This window comes from Variovorax flavidus (genome assembly GCF_030317145.1).
In the GTDB taxonomy this organism is placed as follows: domain Bacteria; phylum Pseudomonadota; class Gammaproteobacteria; order Burkholderiales; family Burkholderiaceae_C; genus Variovorax; species Variovorax flavidus.
The window spans coordinates 475,881-495,401 of the sequence record NZ_JASZYE010000001.1; the positions used below are offsets into that span (position 1 = coordinate 475,881).

Genomic DNA, 19,521 nt, shown 5'->3' on the forward strand with positions numbered 1-19,521 from the left:
TCAACCCCGTCGCAGCAATCGTCTCAACGTGGTCTTGATGGGGTTGCTGCCGAAGATCAGCCGCGAATAGGACACGAACCAGGCGCGCGGAAGGACCACGCTGCCGTAGTAGTAGACGCGGTGCTGTCGAGGCGCATTGCGGGTGTCCGGGTGCTTCAGAACCTTCAGCAGCAACTGGAGATCCTTTCCCGCGCCGGACAACCAGCGCTCGAGAAAGGTCAGCCAGAGGTAGCCGCCCTGATCGTCGAGCGGCCGCCAGAGGGAGGCCGCACCGGGGCTGATCTTCTCGAGCTGCGTGCGCAACCAGCGATCGAAGCGGCTGGCGCGGTTGCGCGTAGCCTTGACCTGATCCAGCGACACCATCGATCCCGCCGTCGCAGAACTGCCGTGCACCCGGTAGCGCGTCAGCGGCTCCGGAATCCATGCGGCCGCACTGAGGAAGGTCGCGGCAGTGCAAAGCTGCAAGTCCTGGTACATCAGCCGGTCGCTGTCCAGCGGGCCGATCGCTGCCAGCACCTCCTTGCGAAACGCCAGCGCGGAGGTCAGCGAAAGCACCGGGCTCGATGCCGCATGGAGCGCCTCGGCAGCAAGCCAGCCCTCGGGGCCCTTGCCGGCGGGATAGTAGGGCGCCATTCCCAGGTCGGGGCGCGTGTCCGAAAACCGCGTCATCAGGTGGTGGACCCATCCTGGGTGGTGCCCGTCCACGAGCCTTCGAAATGCGGCCAGCACCATCTCGATGCGCTGGGGCACCATGGTGTCGTCCGCATCGAGCAGAACCACCACATCGCCGGAGCACGCAGCGAGCGCGGCATTCGTCGCAGAACAGATGCCGCCATTGGCCTGGTGGATCGCCCGGATGACCGGAAAGCGCGCCGCATAGCCGTCGAGCACCTCGGCCGAGTTGTCCGTCGAGCCGTCGTTCACGACGACGATTTCGTCCGCGGGGACGGTCTGCGCGAGGCAGCTGTCCAGGCATTCGGGAAGGAAGCGGCCGTAGTTGAAGCAGATGATGGCCACGCTCACGCTCGGCTTTGGCGGAAGCGCGGTCATCGTCAACGGCTCGATCGCAATCTCGGCTGGCGTGTCATCTACCATCTTTGCAGCCTTCAAGTGACGGATTCGTAGGCTAAGCAGCAAGCGTGCCGTCGTGACCATCAGATCCGGCGTGATTCTGGCAAGGCGCTCCCCGGCAGCTTCGTCATCGAGTCACGACGAATCGCGTCAGAACTGGCCGACGGCACCGTGACGAAGCTTACGAATGGCCGGCTGACTTGAAGCCGACCGGATGCGCGACCGCATACAGTCGGGGGCATGCTTTTTTCCCGATCCCCTTTCTGTCGCGCGGCGCTCGGCCTCGCCTGTTGTGCCTTGACTGTTGCGCTGGTCGGTTGCGCGTCCAAGCCGACCCCGGCGTCGTCGGCTCCATCCAAGGCGTCGTCGCCGACTTCATCGAAGGCGGACTCGCCAGCTGAACCGAAGACGAGCAGCAAGCCTTCGACAACAAAGAAGGCTGCGAAGGGTGGCTCCCGCGCCAAGCCCGCAGACCCCCAGCCGGCAGCGGTGGCAAAGGCAGACCGGAACTTTCTCCGGCCTGCGGGCGGCACGGTCATCGCACGCTTCGACGGGCGCGGCAACAAGGGCGTGGACTTCGCCGGATCGAAGGGCGACCCCGTGCACGCCGCCCGCGACGGCAAGGTCGTCTACTCGGCCGTCGGGCCCCGCGGCTACGGACAACTCATCATGATCAAGCACGATGCAGCCTATGTGACCGCCTACGCGCACAACAGCCAGCTGCTGGTGAAGGAAGGGCAGTCCGTCAAGCGGGGCCAGGTGATCGCTCGCATGGGCGACACGGAGGCCAACCGCGTCAAGCTGCATTTCGAATTGCGAAAGAACGGCAATGCGGTGGACCCGGCGCTCTACTTCGAATCGGCCGACACTGCGGCGAACCCGGCACGGGACCCGCGCAACGAGCAGTGATCTGGCCTTCGCTTCAGCGGTGGATCTCGCGCAGCACCATGTAGATGCCCAGCAGCGCCAGGCCCGTGAAGAAGCAGCGCTTGAAGACCGGCACCGGAAGACGCATTCGCACCCACTGACCCAGCGCCATGCCTGCGATCGCGGGGACCAGCATGGCGAGCGAAACGCCGAGCAGAGGGGCCGAGTAGCCGCCCTGTCCGGCCAGTGCAAGGCCCAGGGCGACGGTGGAGGTGGTGAATGAAAGACCCATCGCCTGAATGAGTTCGTCGCGCGACAGTTCCAGCGACTGCAGGTACACCACGGCGGGCAGCACGAAGACGCCGGTCACGGCGGTGATGCCGCCGGTGAGGACGCCAGCCAGGGGGCCAAGCCAGCATTCATGCGAGGCAGGAACCTTCAGGGGACGCGCCAGCAACCCCCAGGCCGCATAGCAGACCAACGACACGCCCAGCGCCATCGTCGCCCCAGCGCCAGCCGGCGCGCCGAAGCACCACGCACCCATGAGCGTGCCGGCAACGATGCCGGTCTGCATGCCAGCGAGGCGGCGCGTGATTCGCGACAGCGTTCCCCAGGGCTGCAATTGCCAGACGTTCGTCACGAGGGAAGGCACGATCAGCAGGGCCGCTGCGGCGGCAGGCGGCATCCACACGGCCAGCAGCGCCATCGACAGGGTGGGAAGCCCCAGGCCGATGACGCCCTTGACGGTGCCCGCAAGCGTGAATACCGCGGCGACCAAGGCCCACACCGCGGCGCCCTGGCCGGTGAAAGCGACAAGATCCGAATTCGACATGGCTCCAGTGTCGCGAAAGGCCCGGCGCCCGGAAATGCGGAACTCACGGACCTTGCCTCAGTCCCAGCCTGAGGATGCGTGCTACCGTCGTCGGCATGCGATTCGACCTCACCGACCTGCGTCTGTTCGTGAACATCGTCGATGCCGGCACCATCACCGGCGGCGCCGCGCAGACGCACATGACCCTGGCATCGGCCAGCCAGCGCGTGCTCGGCATGGAAGACGACCTCGGCACGTCGCTGCTGCTGCGCTCCAGGCAGGGCGTGCAACCGACCGAGGCCGGGCACACGCTGGTCCATCATGCGCGGCTCGTGCTGCAGCAGATGGAGCGGCTGCGCGGTGAACTGGGCGAATACGGCGCCGGCCTGCAGGGCCATGTCCGGCTGCTGTGCAACACCTCGGCAATGACGGAGCACCTGCCCGAGGCGCTGGGCGCCTTTCTCGCGCAGCATCCGCGCGTGTCCGTGGAACTCGAGGAGCAGGGCAGCACGGACATCGTCGACGCGGTCCGCGCAGGGCTGTGCGACATCGGCATCGTCTCGGATGCGGTCGACGTCGAAGGGCTGCAGAGCTTTGTCTTTCGACGCGACGACCTGGTGTTCATCGTTGCCCGCGGCCATGCCCTCGCGCGCCGCCGAAGGGTCGCGTTGGCTGAGGTGGTCGATTGCCGTTTCGTCGGGCTGGCAGAGGGCAGCCCACTGCAGGAGCACGTCGCACTGCACGCCAGGAGGCTCGGAAGGCGGCTCAACTATCGCGTGCGCGTGCGCAGCTTCGAAGCCGTGTGCCGCATGGTCGCGCAGGGCATCGGCGTCGGCATCGTGCCGCAGGCGGCGGCGGACCGGTCACCTTCGCTGATGCAGCTCCGCCGCATTCCCCTCGCAGAGGCGTGGGCTGCGCGCTACCTGCTGGCTTGCGTGCGCGAAGTCGACACGCTGCCGCTGAATGCACGGCGCATGCTGGAGCACCTTCTCGCGGAGGCGCCCGCTGTCAGTTGACGACGGTGACGATGTGCGCCTGGATCTTTCCATCGACCGGCCCTTCGCCGAACCGGTCTGCGATGGCCGCCGCGGCTGCCGATGTGGCTGCCGTCAGGTCCGCGCCGGCACGAGCCGCGATCTCATTGCGCAGCGGCGTTCCCTGGCAATAGGCGATGGCGGGGTCGCGGGCCGACGCCGCGCGGCTTCGCGCCTCTCTCGTCTCGAAGCCCGGTATGGCGTTGAACCCTGCACCTGCAAGATCGCGCGAGATCGCGATCCGGTCGAAATAGCCGTGGGGCGTGCGCGCCATGAAAAGGGGCGGATCGTCGGGAAACAGAGCCCCCAGCGCCTGCGTGACGACATCTGCAAACTGGTTTTCCTCGATGCAATCCCAGACGTTGAACAGCAGGGTGCCACCGGGGCGGAGCACACGCCGGGCTTCGGAAAACGCATGCACCTTGTCCGGAAAGAACATCACGCCGAACTGGCAGACCACGAGATCGAAGCTTGCGTCGGCAAAAGGCAGCTGCATGGCATCGGCCTGCTGCCAGGTCACCGGGCGTTGAGTGCCGACAGCCGCGGCGCGATCGAGCATGGGCTGGTTCAGATCGGTCGCCAGCAGTTCCACAGGGGCGGGCAGGGCACGGGCCAGCGCGCGGGTGACCACGCCCGTGCCTGCCGCTGTCTCCAGCACGCGTGACGGCCGGAGCGTCGCGGCGCGTTTCGCGAGATCTTCGGCATAGGGCTCGAAGATCAGGGGGACGAGGCAGGTGTCGTAGAGCTCGGGAATCGAGCCGGCGAAGAGAGTGTCGGAAGCAGATCCGCCCATGAGGTGCATCCTTTCAAGACGCCGCCGCTGGATGCACGCATCTTAGGGTTCGTTTCCCCGAATGCCAATCCAGCGTGCGCAAAACGCCTACAGCGCTTGACGGACAGCGCCCACCGGGCAACGGAGCGCCGCCGCTACGCTCGATGGCCATGAGCAAATCCATCATTGCTTTCATTGGCGCGGCCGCATGCTGCATGGGCGTTGCGGCCGAGGATTTGAAGCTGCCCCTCGACAGCGACGAGAAGGGAACCCTGTACATCAATCCCAACCTGTCGCCGACCGAGAGCGCCGTCAACACGAAGGGCGCCACGGTCGGCGTGGAACGGCCTGACGGAAGTGGACTGTCCGGCGGCGTCGACACTTCGAAGGAGCGCCCCACTTACTCGCTGGGCGCCAGCACGGGCGGCAAGCGCTCGTACTCCGCGGGCGCCTTCTCGGACGGCAAGAACAACGCCGGTGTGAAGGCCGGCGTGACGATCAAGTACTAGAAGTCGCTCGACGTCAGCGACGGACGATGGCGTACGTCGCAACGCCTGCAACCACGCCGGCCCTGCGCGCGCTCTCGCGGGCCCGCATCTCGTCATTGAAGCGGCGGCGATCGCATTCCCAGCTGTAGCCTGTCGCCCAGAGGCAATCCGAGTAGCGCTGGTCGGCGCGGCTCCTGGCGGCCGAGCCCGCCACGCCGCCGGCAACCACGCCGGCGACCACACCCGCGCGCCGTGCGTCGCGGCGGTTGTCCCAGTCGTTGTGCCAGTGGTTGTTCCAGTTGTTGTGATGGCGATGGCGCTGCCCGTGGCGCTGGGCTTCGCTGTGGCCCGCCCCCAGCACCGCGAGCAGGACGATCGCGCAGCGCAGGAGGGTTCGCAGCCGGAAGACGTTCATGGCTTGGTCACCAGATCGACGAGGCGTGCGTTGGCCGGATCGGCCGCGGCGGCGCATTCCCTGCCCAGCTTCGCAACGTTCTCGGTGATCCATTCCCGCGTCAGCTTGCCGACCTGCGGTCCGTTGCGGCCGGTGAGATAGCCATGAAGCCACACCATGCCGGTGCCGATGTAGTCCTGGGCGTCCAGCGCCGTGCGCTTCTGCGCCGCCGTGGCGTTCTTGCCCGCGGTGACTTGTGCGGCTGCGGCATTGAAGTCTGCACACGAAAGGGAGGAAGAGTCGTCGGCGGCCGTCTGGGCTGGCGCCGGGGCCGATGCAACGACAAGGACGCCGATGGCGGCGAGTGCGCGGAGACGATGCATGTGTGCTCCTTGGCTTGACCCGCCCATGCGTGGACGTGCCGGCCGTGAAGATACTACTTGTCGAAGGCCGATGCCGGCATCCGGAGCTCGGTGAGCTTCCAGTCCACGAATCCGCTGCGCTCGAACACCAGTCCGAGTCGCTCTGAATTGGGTTCGTCGGGCCTTGCGGGGTCCACGGCGTACGCGATCATCTTGTTGGCGCCCTGGCGATCGATGATCCAGCGGGCCTTCTTTTCGGGTGCCGGGCCGCTCGATGGCGGGGTGGCTTCGCCGGCTGGAGGCGCGCCGCCTTCGGGCTGGCGGGCCGGGGTCGGCGTGGGGGCGGGCTTGGCCAAGTGGCCGTTCTTCATGGCCGCCATCACGGTCTCGGGACGCACCATCGCGTCCACCAGCTGATTCACCAGCCCCAATCCGATCAGGCTGCCCAGCGCGGCAAAGGGATTGCTCGAATCCTGGGTGCCCAGCTTCTTGGTGACGAGGACGGAGAACTGGCCCTTCAGGCTTTCGCGTACCTTGGGATAGTCGACGTGCGCGTTGAATGCCTCGGCATCGCCTTCCTGGGCGGCCGTCTGCAACTGGCGAACCGCCAGAAAGGGCGACCAGTACCAGTAGGCCGCAAGGGCCGCGATGAGGATCAGCGCGGCCGCGAGAAGGCTTCTGCTTTTCATGCCGCGATTCTGCACGCGACAAAAAAACGGCCCGCTCGAGGCGGGCCGTTTCGGTTGGCGCTAGGTGGCGACTGGATCAGGGCACGTTGGTCGTGGTGATCTGGAAGGGCTTGCCGGAAGCCGACAGGTCCATCGCTCCGCCGTACTCGATGTTGTACGTGGTGCCGCCGGATGTCGTCGGCGTGAGTGCGCAGCCGTTGGGCTTGGGGCACGAACCACCGTCGGTGCCGAAGATCACCGGTCCGTAGCGGTAGTTGCGCACGGCCTTGCCCGTGTAGTCGATCACGCTGGTCAGGTAACCCGGGTTGGAGTAGTTGTCCGCGTCTTCCACGGCGATCGGGTCGATCATGCGCGTGTCCTGCAGGGTGCGCACGATGCTGCCGCTGTTTCCGTTGGACGCAAAGCGTACCCACGAGACCTTGCGATCGCCGCGCGAGTTCACCAGGACTTGCTGGTTGAGCGGTTCGATGCTGCTGTTGGGCTCACCCTTGGAGGTGCCCAGCGACGTCGGGTTGCGGCCGATGCCTGTCACCGTGCCCACTTCGGCAATGACGTTCGCCGACGGAGCGGCCGAGGCCGTGCCACCCGGCGCGAAGCCGTCGATGCTGTAGATGTGCATCGTGCCGTCCTGCGTCGCGATCCAGGCGCGTTGCGGGTTGCCGAACACCGTCGTCTTCACCGCGGTCGGCTTGGCCGGCAGCGACACCGTCTTCACCACCGTCGGCATCTGCGACGGCGTGTTGGCGAAGGTGTACGGCCACTGGCTGTCCGCTTGGCCCAGGTTGCTCGTCTGCGTCACGTTGGCGCTGAAGTAGACGCCGTTGACGAAGTTGAACAGCGGCCGCAGGTCGATGAACGAGGCCTTCTGCTCCGACTTGGAGATCACGACCGCCATACCGCCCTTGGCGTAGCGTGTGGCGTGCGGGCCCGAGCCGACGAAGTTCCGCCAGTTGCTCGTCAGCGGCGTGTTGCTCAGGCCGATGAAGTCGCCGCTCACCATGGTCTGGAACTGGTCCAGGCCGGTCGTGACGGCAATCTCGGTCGGTGCATTCACACCCGGCAGATCGATGTAGCCGAGGATCTTCATGAAGGCGATGTTGCCCATGTTCGGCAGGCCCGGATAGGTCGCCATCCACTCGTGCCACCACGTGTAGTAGGGGCGCGGGTTCCCGTTGCTGTACGGGTTGCAGCCGTCGCACAGGCCAGCCAGCGCGATCACCGCGACCTGGCCCTTGAGCGCGGTCGTGTCCCACACCGTGACCAGTGCGAACTCGCTCTGGTTCGTCATCGCGATCGCGGTCGGCACCTTGTTGGACGGCAGCTTGACCGAGGCGGGATTGCCGGCGGTGTTGCTGCCCATGGTGGCGATCACGCCGTTCTGGTAGGCCACCAGGCTCTCCGAGCAGAATCCAGCGCGGCCCGAGCAGCGGCCCACGGCGATGGGATCGCTGCTGGCCAGGCCCTGGGCCTTGTAGTTCATGGCGTTCGCACCGTCGATGCCGCCGCCGGCAAGGGCGTTGCGCGTCCAGCTCAGCTGGGGCATCTGGGCGAAGGTGTTGAACATGTAGCCCGACACCTGGAAGTCAGCCACGCCGATGCGCTGCGCCGGGTTGTCGGCCACGAACAGCATGTTCGCCTGGTTGGTCGAGTAGTTGCCCGACGTGGACGACGGCGGACCGCCGACCTGCCAGTAGAAGGAATAGCCGGGAGCGGGCGAACCGAGCTTCGTCGCGGCATCCCGCGCGAACAGGGTCGGACGACCGCTGTTGCCGACGCCGTAGGCGGCGGCGTTGGGGCCGTAGCGGTACTCGATGCCGGTGTCCTTGCTCAACTGGGCGGCCATGTTGCGGTAGGAGGTGGCGACCACGTTGAAGGAGGAGTCGACCACATCCCCGACGACAGGCGCCGGAGCAGGTGCCGGGGCGGGAGCGGGGGCCGGAGCCGGTGCCGGCGAAGGAGCCGGAGCCGGAGAGGGCGCCGGGGCCGGAGCGGGTGCGGGTGCCGGAGCCGGCGCGGCAGCGCCGAGCGCCTCGCAGTTCCGGGGAGCCGACACGCCAGGATTGCCGAAGACGTCCACGTGGCACATCGTCGCCATGTTCGCCGGCACGGACCGGGTGGTCCAGTTGGTGCCCTTGCCGAAGCGCACCATGGTTTGCGCCTTGACGGTGAAGACTTCACCTTCGGCTGCGATATGGACGTAGCCCGTCGGAGCGGGCGCGGGAGCGGGTGCCGGGGCCGGCGCCGGAGCGGGGGCCGGTGCAGGCGCGGGAGCCGGTGCGGGCGCTGGCGCCGGAGCATCGGCGGTTCCCGATTCGCAGACGCGGGGAGCCGGCACGCCGGGATTGCCGAAGACGTCCACGTGGCACATCGTCGCCATGTTCGGCGGCACGGAGCGGCTGGTCCAGTTGCTGCCGCTGCCGAAGCGAACCATGGTTTGGGTCGAGACGGTGAAGATTTCACCCTCGTTGGCGAGGTGCGTCACCTTGGCGAGCTTGCCAGCCGATTTGGTGGCCGAAGCGGCGCCGGCACCCGAATCCGCGACCAGGGTGCCGTTGACGTCCGAGTTGGAAGCCTGTGCCTCGGAGTTGGACGCGTCAGCCACGGTCGCGGCATTCGCATTCAGACCAGACGCGGCGCCCAAGCCGCTGTCGTTGCTGCCTCCACCCCCACAACCCGCCAGTGTCCCCGCTGCAATAAGAAGCAGTAGAGAGCTTTTATCTATTGATTTCAAACAAAAAACCTCAAGTTTTTAAAAGATGAGGGTTTGTACGTGGGATGGTTCCTACGCAGCAAGCGTTCTTTCAAATCCTTTCTTAATGTGTATTTGTTCTCAAGGCGGCTGTTACATCGGTTGTAGACGGTGACGACTATTTGGCGAACTTCTTGCCTATTTACAATTTGTGCGTGTAACCGTCGGCAACATAATTGCAATTGCTTTCATCATGCGAACGGCGGCCCGGCGGTGCCGTTTGCGCCCCGTTTGCCGCATCTCGACCCCGGGCTGCGCCCTTTGCCTACAAGCGTTTGCGGCGCCGCAGGGCTACCCAAATTGGTGCAAGGGGCCAAGGTGCTCGGGGAAAGGAGATGACGAATGAGGAAGTCGAACCGAACTCTCGAAGCGCTGCGCATCCGATCCGCGTTGACGGGCGCCGTCTGTGTCCTCGCACTGGCTGCGTGCACCGATCGCGCTGGTAGCGAATCTGCAGGCAGGCAGTTGGACTCCGCGGCCGACAAGACCGAGCAGGCTGCCGTCGCGGCGGCGCGAAAAGCCGCCGAACTGGCGGACGTGGCGCGAGACAAGACCAGGGCCTACGTTACTTCGCCGGAGGTGAAGGAAGACGCGGCGGCCGTCAAGAACGCCCTGAAGAACATGGGAACGGCGGCGGTGTCGACCACTGACGATGCCGCCGTCACGCTGGCGGTGTCGTCCGCCCTCGCCAAAGACACTGAACTGAACGCCACCCGCATCGATGTCCGGACAAAGGACGGCGCCGTGCGGCTCGCCGGGCCGGCACCGAACGCAGCAGCCAAGGCGCGCGCCGGGGACATCGCCAAGGCCGTCGACGGCGTTGCCACCGTCGACAACCAGCTGGTCGTCAGCCCCGGCTGAACGCGTCCTCAGTCCCAGGCGGGAGCCAGGCCCTCGGGGCTGGTGAGCCGGCCGTTGCGCTCCAGCGCCGCTATCCGCGTCATTTCCTCGTCGGAAAGGCGCAGTTGCTGCGCTTTCATGTTGCTTTCCAGATTCGCCCGTCGCGTCGATGACGGGATCACTGCGTAGCCGAGTTGCATCGCCCACGCCAGGGTGACCTGGGCGGGCGTGGCCTGATGCGCCTGCGCGATGTCCTGGATCACCGGGTCTTTCAACACCGATCCATAGCCAAGCGTCATGTAGGAAGTGATCGGGATGCCATGGCCGCGCGCAAAGTCGGCGACCTTGCGGTTCTGCAGGTAGGGGTGCAGTTCGATCTGGTTGGTCGCGATTTCGGCGGCGCCTACCGCGTCGATCGCCTGGCGCATCAGGTCGACCGTGAAGTTCGAGACCCCGATCTGCTTCGTGAGCCCCTGCGCCTTGGCTTCCGCCAGCGCGCCCATGAATTCGGCGACCGGCACGGCATTGCCCGGTGAAGGCCAGTGGATCAGGGTCAGATCCACATGGTCGGTGCGCAACTTGGCGAGGCTGTCCTTGAGACTGGGGATGAGCAGATTCTTGCCGTAGTTGGCCGTCCAGATCTTGGTCGTGAGGAACAGCGCATCGCGCGCCACGCCGCTTTCGGCGATGGCCTGGCCCACGTCGGCTTCGTTGCCGTAGATCTGGGCGGTATCGACCAGGCGGTAGCCGAGATCGAGCGCGTTCTTGACGGAGTCGATGACGGCCTGGCCCTGGAGACGGAAGGTGCCGAGGCCGAATGGAGGAATGCTGCTCATGAGGATGTCCTTGGGTGATTGAAATCGATGGAAGGCGAGGCGACGCGGGCGCGGTCCAGGCGGCCGCTCCACGCCGTGAGTGCGAGGGCTGCCAGCACCACCAGCGCGCCGATCCAGCCGGTATGGATCAGGCCCAGGTGCGTGACCACCAGTCCGCCTGCCCAGGCCGCGCCGGCGATGCCAAGGTTGAAGGCCGCGATGTTGAGGCCGGACGCAACGTCGACCGCACGAGGCGTGTAGCGCTCGGCCTGCTGCACCACGTACACCTGCAGGCCGGGCACGTTGCCGAAGGCGACCGCGCCCCAGAGCAGCACGGTGACCAGTGCGAGCCACTTGTGCGGAGCGGTGAAGCTGAACATGAGCAGCACCGCGGCCAGCAGCGCGAAGATGATCTTGAGCGCGGGGATCGGTCCGAGCCTGTCGGCCAGCTTGCCGCCCCAGATATTGCCGGCAGCGACGGACAACCCGTATACGAGCATCACGCCACCCACGGCGCCTGCGCTGAAGCCCGACACCTCCTGGAGGATCGGCGCGAGAAAGGTGAACGGGATGAACGAGCCGCCGTAGCCGATGGCCGTCTTGGCGTAGACCATCAGGAGGCGCGGCTGGGCCAGCACCTTGAACTGCTGCCCCAGCGATGCCGGCGGCGCGTGGCGGATGTTTTTCGGCACGAAGAGAGCGCTTCCGATGAAGGCGACAAGTCCCAGGGCCGATACGGCGAGGAAGGTCTCGCGCCAGCCGAAGTGCTGGCCGATGAAGGTGCCCAGCGGCACACCGGTGACCAGCGCCACCGTCAGGCCGGTGAACATGATCGCGATGGCGCTCGCGGCCTTCTCCTTGGGCACCAGTCCGGTGGCGATCGTCGAGCCGATCGAGAAGAACACGCCGTGCGCCAGCCCGGTCAGGACGCGTGCGGCGATCAGCGATTCGTAGCCTGGAGATTTCCACGCCAGCAGGTTGCCGAGCGTGAACAGCGCCATCAGGCCCAGCAGCAGCGCCTTGCGCGGCAGCCGGCCGGTGAGGGCGGTGAGCACGGGCGCGCCGACCGCGACGCCCAGCGCATAGAGGCTGACCAGCAGGCCGGCCGACGGAAGGCCGATCTGCAGGTCGGCCGCGATGGTGGGAATCAGGCCGACGATGACGAACTCGGTCGTTCCGATGGCGAATGCGCTGATGGTCAGCGCAAGCAGGGCAATGGGCATGAAGGCACTCCTTGTGAGGAAAGGAGTGTGGGGCCATGGCCTTTGCAGAAAAACGGTGTTCTGATCAGAATATATTTGACTTCCTGTCAATAATCCAATCGGCTCCGGGAGCTTCATGAAAACCACCGTCGAGGAATTGCAGGCCTTCACCGCCGTGGTTGACGGCGGTTCGATCACCGCCGCCGCCGAGCACCTGGGCCAGACCGTCTCGGGTATCAGCCGTGCGCTCGGCCGCCTCGAACGCAAGCTCGACACCACCCTCCTGCGCCGCACCACGCGCCGGCTCGAACTCACCGAGGAGGGGCGAGCCTTCCTGGCGCACGCCCGCGCCATCCTGGCCTCGATCGACGAGGCCGAAGAGCAGATGGCCGCGCGCCGGCAGAAGCCGTCGGGGCGACTGCGCGTGAACGCCGCGTCGCCTTTCATGCTCCATGCCATCGTGCCGCTGGTGGCGGAGTTCCGGCAGGCGTATCCGCAGATCAGCCTGGAGCTGGACACGGACGATCTCAACATCGACCTGCTCGAACGCCGGACCGACATCGCGATCCGCATCGGCGAACTGCGCGACTCGACCCTGCATGCACGTCCGATCGCGACCAGCCGCCTGCGGGTGCTGGCGAGCCCGGCCTATCTCGCGGCGCATGGCCGCCCGAAGAGCGTGGCCAGCCTGGCGCGCCACACCTTGCTCGGGTTCACACAGCCGGAGGCGCTCAATCGATGGCCGCTGCGTGGCGAGCACGGGGACGAGTGGCCCATCACGCCGGCACTCACCGCGTCGAGCGGCGAGACGTTGCGGCAACTGGCCTTGCAGGGCGTCGGCATCGTCTGCCTCGCCGGCTTCATGACGAGTGTCGACACCGAGCGCGGCGACCTCGTGCAGGTGCTGGCGCGCGACACGGTCGAGGTGCTCCAGCCGATCAGCGCGGTGTACTACCGCAACACGCAGCTATCCGCGCGGATCACTTGCTTCCTGGACTTCATCGGGGAAAGGCTCGGGCAGCATCAGTGGCGCGGGTGAGGGCGCGTCCTCTTCGAGCTGCAGCCACTTGCGCGCGAATTCGCGAAGGGACTCGATCTGCAATCCGATCAGCGCGAGTTCGGTGCGAACGAGGTGTACGGCCGGGTCGACTTCGCCTTCCGCGTCGGGCGTGGACGTCAGCGCGTCGAGCGCGGCAAGCCTGGCGTCCGCCTCGGCGGGATGGAAGGCGGCCCTGTCCAGACCATCGGCCAGCGCGTCGAGCATCGCTGCGGCTTCCTCCGCCGCTGCGCGCATCGCGTGCGCATCCGCTGGATCCCGCAGCGCCGTGCGGTGCGCACCCAGGGCCGAGAGATAGCTCAACATGGTGTGGGACTGGATCAGAAAGCGAAGAGCCACCCCCGCGCGCGGCCGCACGAAGCCCGGCTCGCGGAACATCTCCGACACCGCCGTGGCCAATGCGGCATCGGCGTTGTGGGCGTTGCGGCGGGCCAGCCGGTAGGCCAGGTCATCGCGCGCGCCCGAGCGGTACTGGCCGGCTATCTCGCGCAGGTAGGCGCCATCGTTGCGCATTGCCGTGGCGGCCAGGTCGCTGAAGCGCCGCGCCTGCCAGTGCGGCAGCACCAGCAGCATGGCGAGCCCAGCGATCACGCTGCCGATGGCGGTGTCGATCAAGCGCGGCACGATCAGCACGCCGCCGTCGCCCACCTGGTTGAAGCACATCAGCACGAGCACGGTCATGCAGGCGGTGGCGAGCAGATAGCGCGTTGTGCGTGTCGCGAAGAAAAGCACGCCGGCGGCGACAGCCAGCAACGACTGGATCAGAGGCTGGGGAAACAGGTTCAGCAATGCCCAGCCGGCCACGACGCCGGCCGCCGTGCCCGCCATGCGCTGGCCCATCCGCGAAACGGTGTCGCCCCAGGTCTGCTGGCAGACGAAGAGGGTGGTGAGAAGAATCCAGTAGCCCTGCACCGGATGGATCAGCCGCATCACCCCCCACCCGGCCAGAAGTGCGATGGACAGTCGCAGCGCATGGCGGAACAGGGCCGATTTGGGGCTCAGCTGGCGCCGGACGCGATCTGCCGCGTCGCGCCACGAACGCGGTGAGCGATCGAACAGGCCCATGTCGTCGCGCCCGGCCTTGGCCGACGGCTGGCTCGCGCCGGCAAGTTGCCCGTCGAGCTGCGCCAGGTTGCGCGCCAATGCCTCGATGGATGCGAGCAATGCCTGCCGTCGCGGATCGCGTGCATGCGCGCGCTCGTAGCCGATCGCGCTGTGCAGGTCCGCCAGAGCCTGCACCGTCGCGTTGTCGACGGCGAAGGGCTCGCGCCGCGCGATCGATTGCGCCAGACGAAGGCAGGCCTGGCCTTGCAGATCCAGCACGCGCTGGCAGCGGTAGAGCAGGTCGCTGTGGAAGAAGGCGTCGGCCAGGGCGTTGTAGTCGTCGTGCGACGAGCTGGCGCGTTCATGCACGTCCTGCGCGATCAGGTAGAGGCCGCGATAGCGTGCGATACGGCCGGTGGGCGCGCGCTTGCCGATGCGCCGGAAGATGCTTTCCTTGGCGGCATTGAGCTCGCTCACCACCTCGGCGTTGAGTTGCGCGAGCGACAGCCGCTTGCGCTCGATGTCGATGCCGCGCAGCGGCTCGAAGAGCGAAGCCTTGAAGCGCACGTAGTGCCCGAGCACCGAGAACAGCCTGACCAGCTGCGCCTGCACCGGCTGCGCCGGAAAAGCCGCGCTCCACGCCACGGAGAACACGCCATACCAGGCGGCGCCGAGCAGCAGGAGCACGACCTCGCGCTCCCTGACGGCCTGGGTTGCCGGCTGGTTTTCGATGCCGAGCGTGGTGTACATCGCCAGGATCAGCGTGGCATAGCCGATGGCCTTGTAGCGCGCTTCGACCGCGCCCAGCATGGTCAGCCAGAACGCCGCCAGCGCCAGCCCCGCGATGAACAGGAAGGGTGTCCGGATCAAGGCGACCACGGCAAACGCCGCCGCCGCAAAGCACGCTAGCGTGACGGCCTGGGCGCGGAAGCGCCCGCGTCCGCTGTCGTCGGTTTCGGCCAGCGCGCTGGCGATGGCGCCGAGGAACAGCGGCGTCACCGCCTCCGGGTGTCCCGTCAGCCCGCAGATTGCCATCAGGCTTCCGAGGGTGAGCAGCACCCGCAAGGTCTGGGCCCGGCTGGTCAACTCCCGGAGTTGCTGCCGGAGGGTGTCGACTGCGGAACGAAGCATCGGCATGGTGGTGCACGATACGTGCCATCGCGGCGCGAACTCACGACTTTTCCAGCTGGCGCCGAAGGTCTGGAAAACCCTGCATGAAAAACATGCAGTTGTCTGAATGGCATGCAATCGCACTGTTTCGATTTCAGGCGATTCCGGCCACTTCTCCAATGAAATCCCTGTGTTTCATGACTCTGGCCCGATGGCACGAACTGTGCAAGTTCCAGCCATCGTTTTCAGGAGTCACGCCATGGATCATCGCCCGAACCCCGTCACCGCCGGAACTGCCGCCGACCCGGTCCTGGATGCCGATATTGCCGTCCTGAAGTTGTCGCTTCGCACCACCAATGTCCTGCGCGTGAACCAGCTTCACACGGTGCGGGATGTGACCCGGGTTCCCGCCAGGAAGCTCTTCGCACTTTCGAGGCTGGGCCGCAATTCTCTGAGGGAGATCGTCGAAAGCGTCAACCAGAAAGGGTTGCGGCTCGCGGACTGAAAGGGGACTGCCGTAGCGTCAGAGCCTGCGCTCAGCGGCCCTGGCTCAGGCGCTGAAGGCCCTGTTCGGTCAGGAACTTGTAGCCGTGCCGGTCCGCCGCGACCAGCCCGTTCGACCTGAGCCGCTCCGAGACCTTGATCGAATCGGTCGGGCAGCCCCGGGCATGGGCCTCGCGCAAGGCCTCGAGCGTCTTCCACTGTTCCTCGTTGAGCTGAATCTTCTTGACCACGAAACCTCCGTCGACAACACGGAGTGTGAAACAGCCGACATCCGCACGCCTCCCCAAAATTGACGAGGCGCCCCCGTCGTGGCCGCGACGGGTTCCGCAGGCGCTTGCTGGTAAAACATGCGCCGCCTCATGACAACGTCCATCCCCTCCCCATCGCCCGCACCCATGCGCCCTGTGCGCGTGGCCGCCACGCTGATCGTCCTGCGCGACGGCCCCTCCGGCCTGGAGGTGCTGATGCTGCGCCGGGCCGAAAAAGAGGCCGATCAGAACAGCGGCGCCAGCGTCTTTCCCGGTGGCACGCTCGATGCGCAGGACCGCGCGCTTCATGCGCTTTGCGACGGCGTCGACGATGCGGCGGCTTCCTTGCGCCTGGGCATTCCCGTGAACGGCCTGGACTACTACGTCGCAGCGGTTCGCGAATGCTTCGAAGAGGCCGGGCTGCTCTTCGCCGGCGATGCGGATGGCCGCCTGGTGGAACTCGACGACATGCCGTCCCAGGAACTCGTCGCCCTGCGCCTGGCGGTGGAAGAGGGGGGCGACGCCCTGCGCAATCTGTGCACCGGCCGAGGTTGGCGGCTCGCCGTCGAGCGGCTCGCCTACTTCAGCCACTGGCTCACGCCGCTGGGCATGCCGCGGCGCTTCGACACGCGTTTTTTCGTGGCGCTGGCCCCGCCGCGGCAGAGCGCCCGACCGGACGGGCGCGAAACGGTCGAGCACATGTGGTTGCGGCCGGCGGACGCGGTCGACCCTGCACGCGGGCTCAAGCTGATGAATGTGCAGCGGCGCATTCTTCTGCAACTCGCGACTTTCGAGAACGCGCAGGCGTGCATCGAGTTCGCACGTGAATTGCGGGAGATTCCCCTCGTCATGCCGCGCATCGCCGACGGGCCGGCCGGCCGCCGGCCGGTGAATCCGGGCGAACCTGCCTATGACGAGTTGTCTCGCATCGACCCGGACGGCCTGGCGAACGCCAGATACGAACTGGCTTCGGGCCTGGCGATGCAGTTGTCGCCCCGCGTGCTGCGCGTGACGGCGCTGCGCGGAGAGGCGCTGGTCAACAGCTACTTTGTCGGCGGGGATCGCAACGAGTGGGTGTTGATCGATGCAGGGCAGGGCGATGAGTGTCATGCGGCCACGGTGCGGGCATCGGCGCCGGGGCCGGTGCGCTGGACCCTGGCGATCCATGGCGAGCCGCTGCCGCACGGGCACCGCATCGACCTCGGAGGCTGCACCTTGCGCGTGCTGCACCAGTTGGGTCGGGAAGACGCTCTCGCGTGCTTCCTGCTTGAAGAAGAAAAGACGCTCTTCGCCGCCGATGCCGGCTCGTCCACCGCATTGGATGCCGGCGAGGTCGAATGGATCGCGCCTTTCAGCGGCTTCCTGATTCGGCGTTGAGGAACGTCGCCTGGCGCCATGGCATCGGCCAAGGCGTGGAATAACATGTGCTTCATCGACCCACGGGGAACGAAGACATGAAGTCATTGGCAAGAAGAGCGGTTGCATCGGCGGTCATGGCGTCTGCATTCGGCGTCGTTGCGCCTGCCGGTGCGGCGCTCGACATCGGGCAGCCCGCGCCCTCTTTCAGTGCACCCGCTGCGCTCGGCGGCAAGCCTTTCACCTATTCGCTGTCGGCGGCGTTGGCCAAGGGGCCGGTCGTCCTGTATTTCTTTCCTGCGGCTTTCACTGTGGGCTGTTCGCTCGAAGCGCACGCTTTCGCCGAGGCAGTCGACAAGTTCGCTGCAATGGGCACCACGATCATTGGCGTGTCGACCGATGACATCGACACGCTGACCAAGTTCTCCAACCAGGCCTGCCAAGGCAAGTTCCCGGTCGCTTCCGACGCCACGAAGTCCATCAGCCAGTCTTTCGACGCACTGATGCAGACGCGCCCGGACTTTGCGAACCGCATCTCCTACGTGATCGCGCCCAACGGAACGGTCGCCGCCCATTACCAGAATCTCGATCCGGACAAGCACGTCGAGAAGATGCTCGCGGCGGTCAAGGAGTTGCCGCAGAACCGGGACAAGAAATAGACGCCTGAAAGGCTCCACGCCATGAACGCAGCGCAGACATCTCCGACTTGGCCCGCGCTCTCGCTCTCCGAGTGGCGCGATACCTATGCCACGCTGCACATGTGGACGCAGATCGTCGGCAAGACGCGTCTGGCGCTCGCGCCGATGGAGAACCACTGGTGGCAGGTCGCCTTCTATGTCACGCCGCGCGGGCTGACCACCTCGGCCATGCCGTGCGGCGACCGGACACTCTCCGTCGAGTTCGATTTCATCTCGCATGCGGTGGCGCTGAGATGCAGCGACGGCGCGGAGCGCGGCTTTGCGCTGGCTCCCATGTCCGTCGCCGACTGGTTTGCCCAATACCAGGCGTCACTGAGGGCGCTCGGGGTCGAGCCGAAGCTCATGGCTTCGCCGGTGGAGGTCGAGACGGCCATTCCCTTCGCCGAAGACCGGACCAACGCGTCCTACGATCCGGACGCTGCGCACCGGTGGTGGCGCATCGTCGCGCAGACCGATCGGGTGCTGAAGCGCTTTCGGGGTCGCTTCGGCGGCAAGCAGAGTCCCGCACATTTCTTCTGGGGCGCGTTCGACCTGGCGGCCACACGCTTTTCCGGCCGGGCCGCGCCGCAGCATCCGGGCGGCGTTCCGAACTGCCCGGACCACGTCATGGTCGAGGCCTACTCGCACGAGTGCGCCAGTTGCGGGTTCTGGCCGGGCGGCGGTCCCGTTGCAGAGGCTTCGTTCTATGCCTATGCGTACCCGGAGCCTCCCGGCTATGCGAACCATGCGGTCCTGCCGGCGGCCGCACGGTACGACGCGCAGATGCGCGAGTTCATCCTGCCCTACGAGGCCGTTCGTCTCGATCCGGATCCGGACGCCGCGCTCCTGGCATTCCTTCAATCGACCTATGACGCCGCCGCGGATCTCGGACGATGGGACAGGGCCATGCTCGACCGCCCGCTCCATCTCTGGCCCTGAACAACATGGACGAACTGCTGCAACGCACCGCTGGCCTGCCCGAAATCTCCCTGGCGGCGGGAGACACGCTCCTGCGCGAAGGCGAGACCGGCGACGGTCTGTGGATCCTCGTGTCGGGGGCGCTGCAGATCAGCAAGTCCGGCATCGCGATCACGTCGATCAGCCGGCCGGGCGCAGCGATCGGCGAAATCTCGCTGCTGCTCAATTCGGCGTACACGGCGACGGTGGTCGCCAGTGCACCGAGCATCGTTCGCTACGCGGACGACGGTCGCGCCTTCCTGGCGAGCGAGCCAGCCATCACACGATTGATCGCCGCAGGCCTGGCGGAGCGCCTGGATTTCGCCACGACCTATCTCGTCGACCTGAAGCACCAGTACGGCGATTCGCCCGGCCTCGCGATGGTCTCGGAAGTACTGGATCAGCTGACGCACCGCCAGGGCCCGCCGGCACGCCCTGGCTCGGCGCGAGAGCCGAACCCCGACTACTGACCCC

The 19,521-nt window shown here is 66.5% G+C and carries 21 protein-coding genes; 10 read left to right on the plus strand and 11 right to left on the minus strand.

Annotated features, from left to right (window positions below):
• Window positions 1–1,095, minus strand: a complete 1,095-nt coding sequence (locus tag QTH90_RS02310; protein ID WP_286662916.1) for a glycosyltransferase family 2 protein — start codon at window positions 1,093–1,095, stop codon at window positions 1–3.
• A 465-nt stretch (window positions 1,096–1,560) separates the two neighbouring features.
• Here QTH90_RS02310 and QTH90_RS02315 point away from each other — a divergent pair, with 465 nt between their 5' ends.
• Window positions 1,561–1,980 (plus strand): M23 family metallopeptidase, encoded by a 420-nt coding sequence (locus tag QTH90_RS02315; protein WP_286662917.1) that lies wholly within the window; start codon window positions 1,561–1,563, stop codon window positions 1,978–1,980.
• Between the two features lie 13 nt (window positions 1,981–1,993).
• Here the strand turns inward: QTH90_RS02315 and QTH90_RS02320 are convergent, their stop codons facing one another.
• A complete protein-coding gene (locus QTH90_RS02320) occupies window positions 1,994–2,770 on the minus strand; it encodes a sulfite exporter TauE/SafE family protein (protein WP_286662918.1) in 777 nt (258 codons plus the stop codon).
• Between the two features lie 95 nt (window positions 2,771–2,865).
• Here QTH90_RS02320 and QTH90_RS02325 point away from each other — a divergent pair, with 95 nt between their 5' ends.
• Window positions 2,866–3,765 (plus strand): LysR family transcriptional regulator, encoded by a 900-nt coding sequence (locus tag QTH90_RS02325; RefSeq protein ID WP_286664446.1) that lies wholly within the window; start codon window positions 2,866–2,868, stop codon window positions 3,763–3,765.
• Here the strand turns inward: QTH90_RS02325 and QTH90_RS02330 are convergent.
• The gene (locus tag QTH90_RS02330) at window positions 3,758–4,576 is read right to left on the minus strand and encodes a class I SAM-dependent methyltransferase (RefSeq protein ID WP_286662919.1); all 819 of its coding nucleotides are present in this window, start codon (window positions 4,574–4,576) and stop codon (window positions 3,758–3,760) included. The genes QTH90_RS02325 and QTH90_RS02330 overlap by 8 nt on opposite strands.
• Before the next feature lie 149 nt (window positions 4,577–4,725).
• On the opposite strand from QTH90_RS02330, the gene QTH90_RS02335 reads away from it, so the two are divergent.
• Entirely contained in the window at window positions 4,726–5,064 is a 339-nt protein-coding gene (locus tag QTH90_RS02335; RefSeq protein WP_286662920.1) for a hypothetical protein, read from the plus strand.
• Window positions 5,065–5,077: 13 nt separating this feature from the next.
• Here the strand turns inward: QTH90_RS02335 and QTH90_RS02340 are convergent, their stop codons facing one another.
• The 4 genes from QTH90_RS02340 to QTH90_RS02355 all read right to left on the minus strand — a co-directional run bounded on the left by QTH90_RS02340 (window position 5,078) and on the right by QTH90_RS02355 (window position 9,090).
• On the minus strand, window positions 5,078–5,458 hold the full coding sequence (locus QTH90_RS02340) for a hypothetical protein (protein WP_286662921.1): 381 nt from the start codon (window positions 5,456–5,458) through the stop codon (window positions 5,078–5,080).
• Complete coding sequence (locus QTH90_RS02345) at window positions 5,455–5,820, minus strand: hypothetical protein (protein ID WP_286662922.1); 366 nt, start codon at window positions 5,818–5,820, stop codon at window positions 5,455–5,457. Before QTH90_RS02345 ends, QTH90_RS02340 begins: the two co-directional genes overlap by 4 nt.
• A gap of 53 nt (window positions 5,821–5,873) precedes the next feature.
• Window positions 5,874–6,488: a DUF2939 domain-containing protein gene (locus QTH90_RS02350; protein ID WP_286662923.1), complete on the minus strand. Its 615-nt coding sequence runs from the start codon at window positions 6,486–6,488 to the stop codon at window positions 5,874–5,876.
• 76 nt (window positions 6,489–6,564) lie between these two features.
• Window positions 6,565–9,090: a hypothetical protein gene (locus QTH90_RS02355; RefSeq protein ID WP_286662924.1), complete on the minus strand. Its 2,526-nt coding sequence runs from the start codon at window positions 9,088–9,090 to the stop codon at window positions 6,565–6,567.
• 489 nt (window positions 9,091–9,579) lie between these two features.
• Here QTH90_RS02355 and QTH90_RS02360 point away from each other — a divergent pair, with 489 nt between their 5' ends.
• Window positions 9,580–10,098, plus strand: coding sequence for a BON domain-containing protein (locus QTH90_RS02360; RefSeq protein ID WP_286662925.1), 519 nt, complete (start codon window positions 9,580–9,582; stop codon window positions 10,096–10,098).
• An 8-nt stretch (window positions 10,099–10,106) separates the two neighbouring features.
• On the opposite strand, the gene dkgB is transcribed toward QTH90_RS02360, so the two are convergent.
• Together dkgB and QTH90_RS02370 are read right to left on the minus strand one after the other, a co-directional pair.
• Window positions 10,107–10,913: a 2,5-didehydrogluconate reductase DkgB gene (gene dkgB / locus QTH90_RS02365; protein ID WP_286662926.1), complete on the minus strand. Its 807-nt coding sequence runs from the start codon at window positions 10,911–10,913 to the stop codon at window positions 10,107–10,109.
• Entirely contained in the window at window positions 10,910–12,115 is a 1,206-nt protein-coding gene (locus tag QTH90_RS02370; protein ID WP_286662927.1) for an MFS transporter, read from the minus strand. The genes dkgB and QTH90_RS02370 overlap by 4 nt, the downstream gene beginning before the upstream one ends.
• Window positions 12,116–12,230: 115 nt before the next feature.
• Between QTH90_RS02370 and QTH90_RS02375 the strand changes: the two genes are divergently transcribed.
• Window positions 12,231–13,133: a LysR substrate-binding domain-containing protein gene (locus QTH90_RS02375; protein WP_286662928.1), complete on the plus strand. Its 903-nt coding sequence runs from the start codon at window positions 12,231–12,233 to the stop codon at window positions 13,131–13,133.
• On the opposite strand, the gene yccS is transcribed toward QTH90_RS02375, so the two are convergent.
• Window positions 13,062–15,326 (minus strand): YccS family putative transporter, encoded by a 2,265-nt coding sequence (gene yccS / locus QTH90_RS02380; protein ID WP_286662929.1) that lies wholly within the window; start codon window positions 15,324–15,326, stop codon window positions 13,062–13,064. The genes QTH90_RS02375 and yccS overlap by 72 nt on opposite strands.
• 238 nt (window positions 15,327–15,564) lie before the next feature.
• Here yccS and QTH90_RS02385 point away from each other — a divergent pair, with 238 nt between their 5' ends.
• Window positions 15,565–15,810 (plus strand): DNA-directed RNA polymerase subunit alpha C-terminal domain-containing protein, encoded by a 246-nt coding sequence (locus QTH90_RS02385; RefSeq protein ID WP_286662930.1) that lies wholly within the window; start codon window positions 15,565–15,567, stop codon window positions 15,808–15,810.
• Window positions 15,811–15,841: 31 nt separating this feature from the next.
• On the opposite strand, the gene QTH90_RS02390 is transcribed toward QTH90_RS02385, so the two are convergent.
• The gene (locus QTH90_RS02390; RefSeq protein ID WP_286662931.1) at window positions 15,842–16,039 is read right to left on the minus strand and encodes a hypothetical protein; all 198 of its coding nucleotides are present in this window, start codon (window positions 16,037–16,039) and stop codon (window positions 15,842–15,844) included.
• A gap of 129 nt (window positions 16,040–16,168) precedes the next feature.
• On the opposite strand from QTH90_RS02390, the gene QTH90_RS02395 reads away from it, so the two are divergent.
• The 4 genes from QTH90_RS02395 (at window position 16,169) to QTH90_RS02410 (ending at window position 19,517) form a co-directional block, all read left to right on the plus strand.
• Entirely contained in the window at window positions 16,169–17,434 is a 1,266-nt protein-coding gene (locus tag QTH90_RS02395; RefSeq protein WP_286662932.1) for an NUDIX domain-containing protein, read from the plus strand.
• Window positions 17,435–17,550: 116 nt separating this feature from the next.
• Window positions 17,551–18,072, plus strand: a complete 522-nt coding sequence (locus QTH90_RS02400; RefSeq protein WP_286662933.1) for a peroxiredoxin — start codon at window positions 17,551–17,553, stop codon at window positions 18,070–18,072.
• Window positions 18,073–18,093: 21 nt separating this feature from the next.
• Window positions 18,094–19,029, plus strand: coding sequence for a DUF5996 family protein (locus QTH90_RS02405; protein WP_286662934.1), 936 nt, complete (start codon window positions 18,094–18,096; stop codon window positions 19,027–19,029).
• Window positions 19,030–19,034: 5 nt separating this feature from the next.
• Window positions 19,035–19,517, plus strand: coding sequence for a Crp/Fnr family transcriptional regulator (locus QTH90_RS02410; RefSeq protein ID WP_286662935.1), 483 nt, complete (start codon window positions 19,035–19,037; stop codon window positions 19,515–19,517).
• The last annotated feature ends 4 nt before the right edge of the window (window positions 19,518–19,521 follow it).

Coding starts and splice junctions, on each gene's coding strand:
- QTH90_RS02310 (WP_286662916.1), bottom strand. CDS start 1,095: ATGGTAGATGACACGCCAGCCGAGATTGCGATCGAGCCGTTGACGATG.
- QTH90_RS02320 (WP_286662918.1), bottom strand. CDS start 2,770: ATGTCGAATTCGGATCTTGTCGCTTTCACCGGCCAGGGCGCCGCGGTG.
- QTH90_RS02325 (WP_286664446.1), top strand. CDS start 2,866: ATGCGATTCGACCTCACCGACCTGCGTCTGTTCGTGAACATCGTCGAT.
- QTH90_RS02330 (WP_286662919.1), bottom strand. CDS start 4,576: ATGGGCGGATCTGCTTCCGACACTCTCTTCGCCGGCTCGATTCCCGAG.
- QTH90_RS02335 (WP_286662920.1), top strand. CDS start 4,726: ATGAGCAAATCCATCATTGCTTTCATTGGCGCGGCCGCATGCTGCATG.
- QTH90_RS02340 (WP_286662921.1), bottom strand. CDS start 5,458: ATGAACGTCTTCCGGCTGCGAACCCTCCTGCGCTGCGCGATCGTCCTG.
- QTH90_RS02345 (WP_286662922.1), bottom strand. CDS start 5,820: ATGCATCGTCTCCGCGCACTCGCCGCCATCGGCGTCCTTGTCGTTGCA.
- QTH90_RS02350 (WP_286662923.1), bottom strand. CDS start 6,488: ATGAAAAGCAGAAGCCTTCTCGCGGCCGCGCTGATCCTCATCGCGGCC.
- QTH90_RS02360 (WP_286662925.1), top strand. CDS start 9,580: ATGAGGAAGTCGAACCGAACTCTCGAAGCGCTGCGCATCCGATCCGCG.
- dkgB (WP_286662926.1), bottom strand. CDS start 10,913: ATGAGCAGCATTCCTCCATTCGGCCTCGGCACCTTCCGTCTCCAGGGC.
- QTH90_RS02370 (WP_286662927.1), bottom strand. CDS start 12,115: ATGCCCATTGCCCTGCTTGCGCTGACCATCAGCGCATTCGCCATCGGA.
- QTH90_RS02375 (WP_286662928.1), top strand. CDS start 12,231: ATGAAAACCACCGTCGAGGAATTGCAGGCCTTCACCGCCGTGGTTGAC.
- yccS (WP_286662929.1), bottom strand. CDS start 15,326: ATGCTTCGTTCCGCAGTCGACACCCTCCGGCAGCAACTCCGGGAGTTG.
- QTH90_RS02385 (WP_286662930.1), top strand. CDS start 15,565: ATGGATCATCGCCCGAACCCCGTCACCGCCGGAACTGCCGCCGACCCG.
- QTH90_RS02395 (WP_286662932.1), top strand. CDS start 16,169: ATGACAACGTCCATCCCCTCCCCATCGCCCGCACCCATGCGCCCTGTG.
- QTH90_RS02400 (WP_286662933.1), top strand. CDS start 17,551: ATGGCGTCTGCATTCGGCGTCGTTGCGCCTGCCGGTGCGGCGCTCGAC.
- QTH90_RS02405 (WP_286662934.1), top strand. CDS start 18,094: ATGAACGCAGCGCAGACATCTCCGACTTGGCCCGCGCTCTCGCTCTCC.
- QTH90_RS02410 (WP_286662935.1), top strand. CDS start 19,035: ATGGACGAACTGCTGCAACGCACCGCTGGCCTGCCCGAAATCTCCCTG.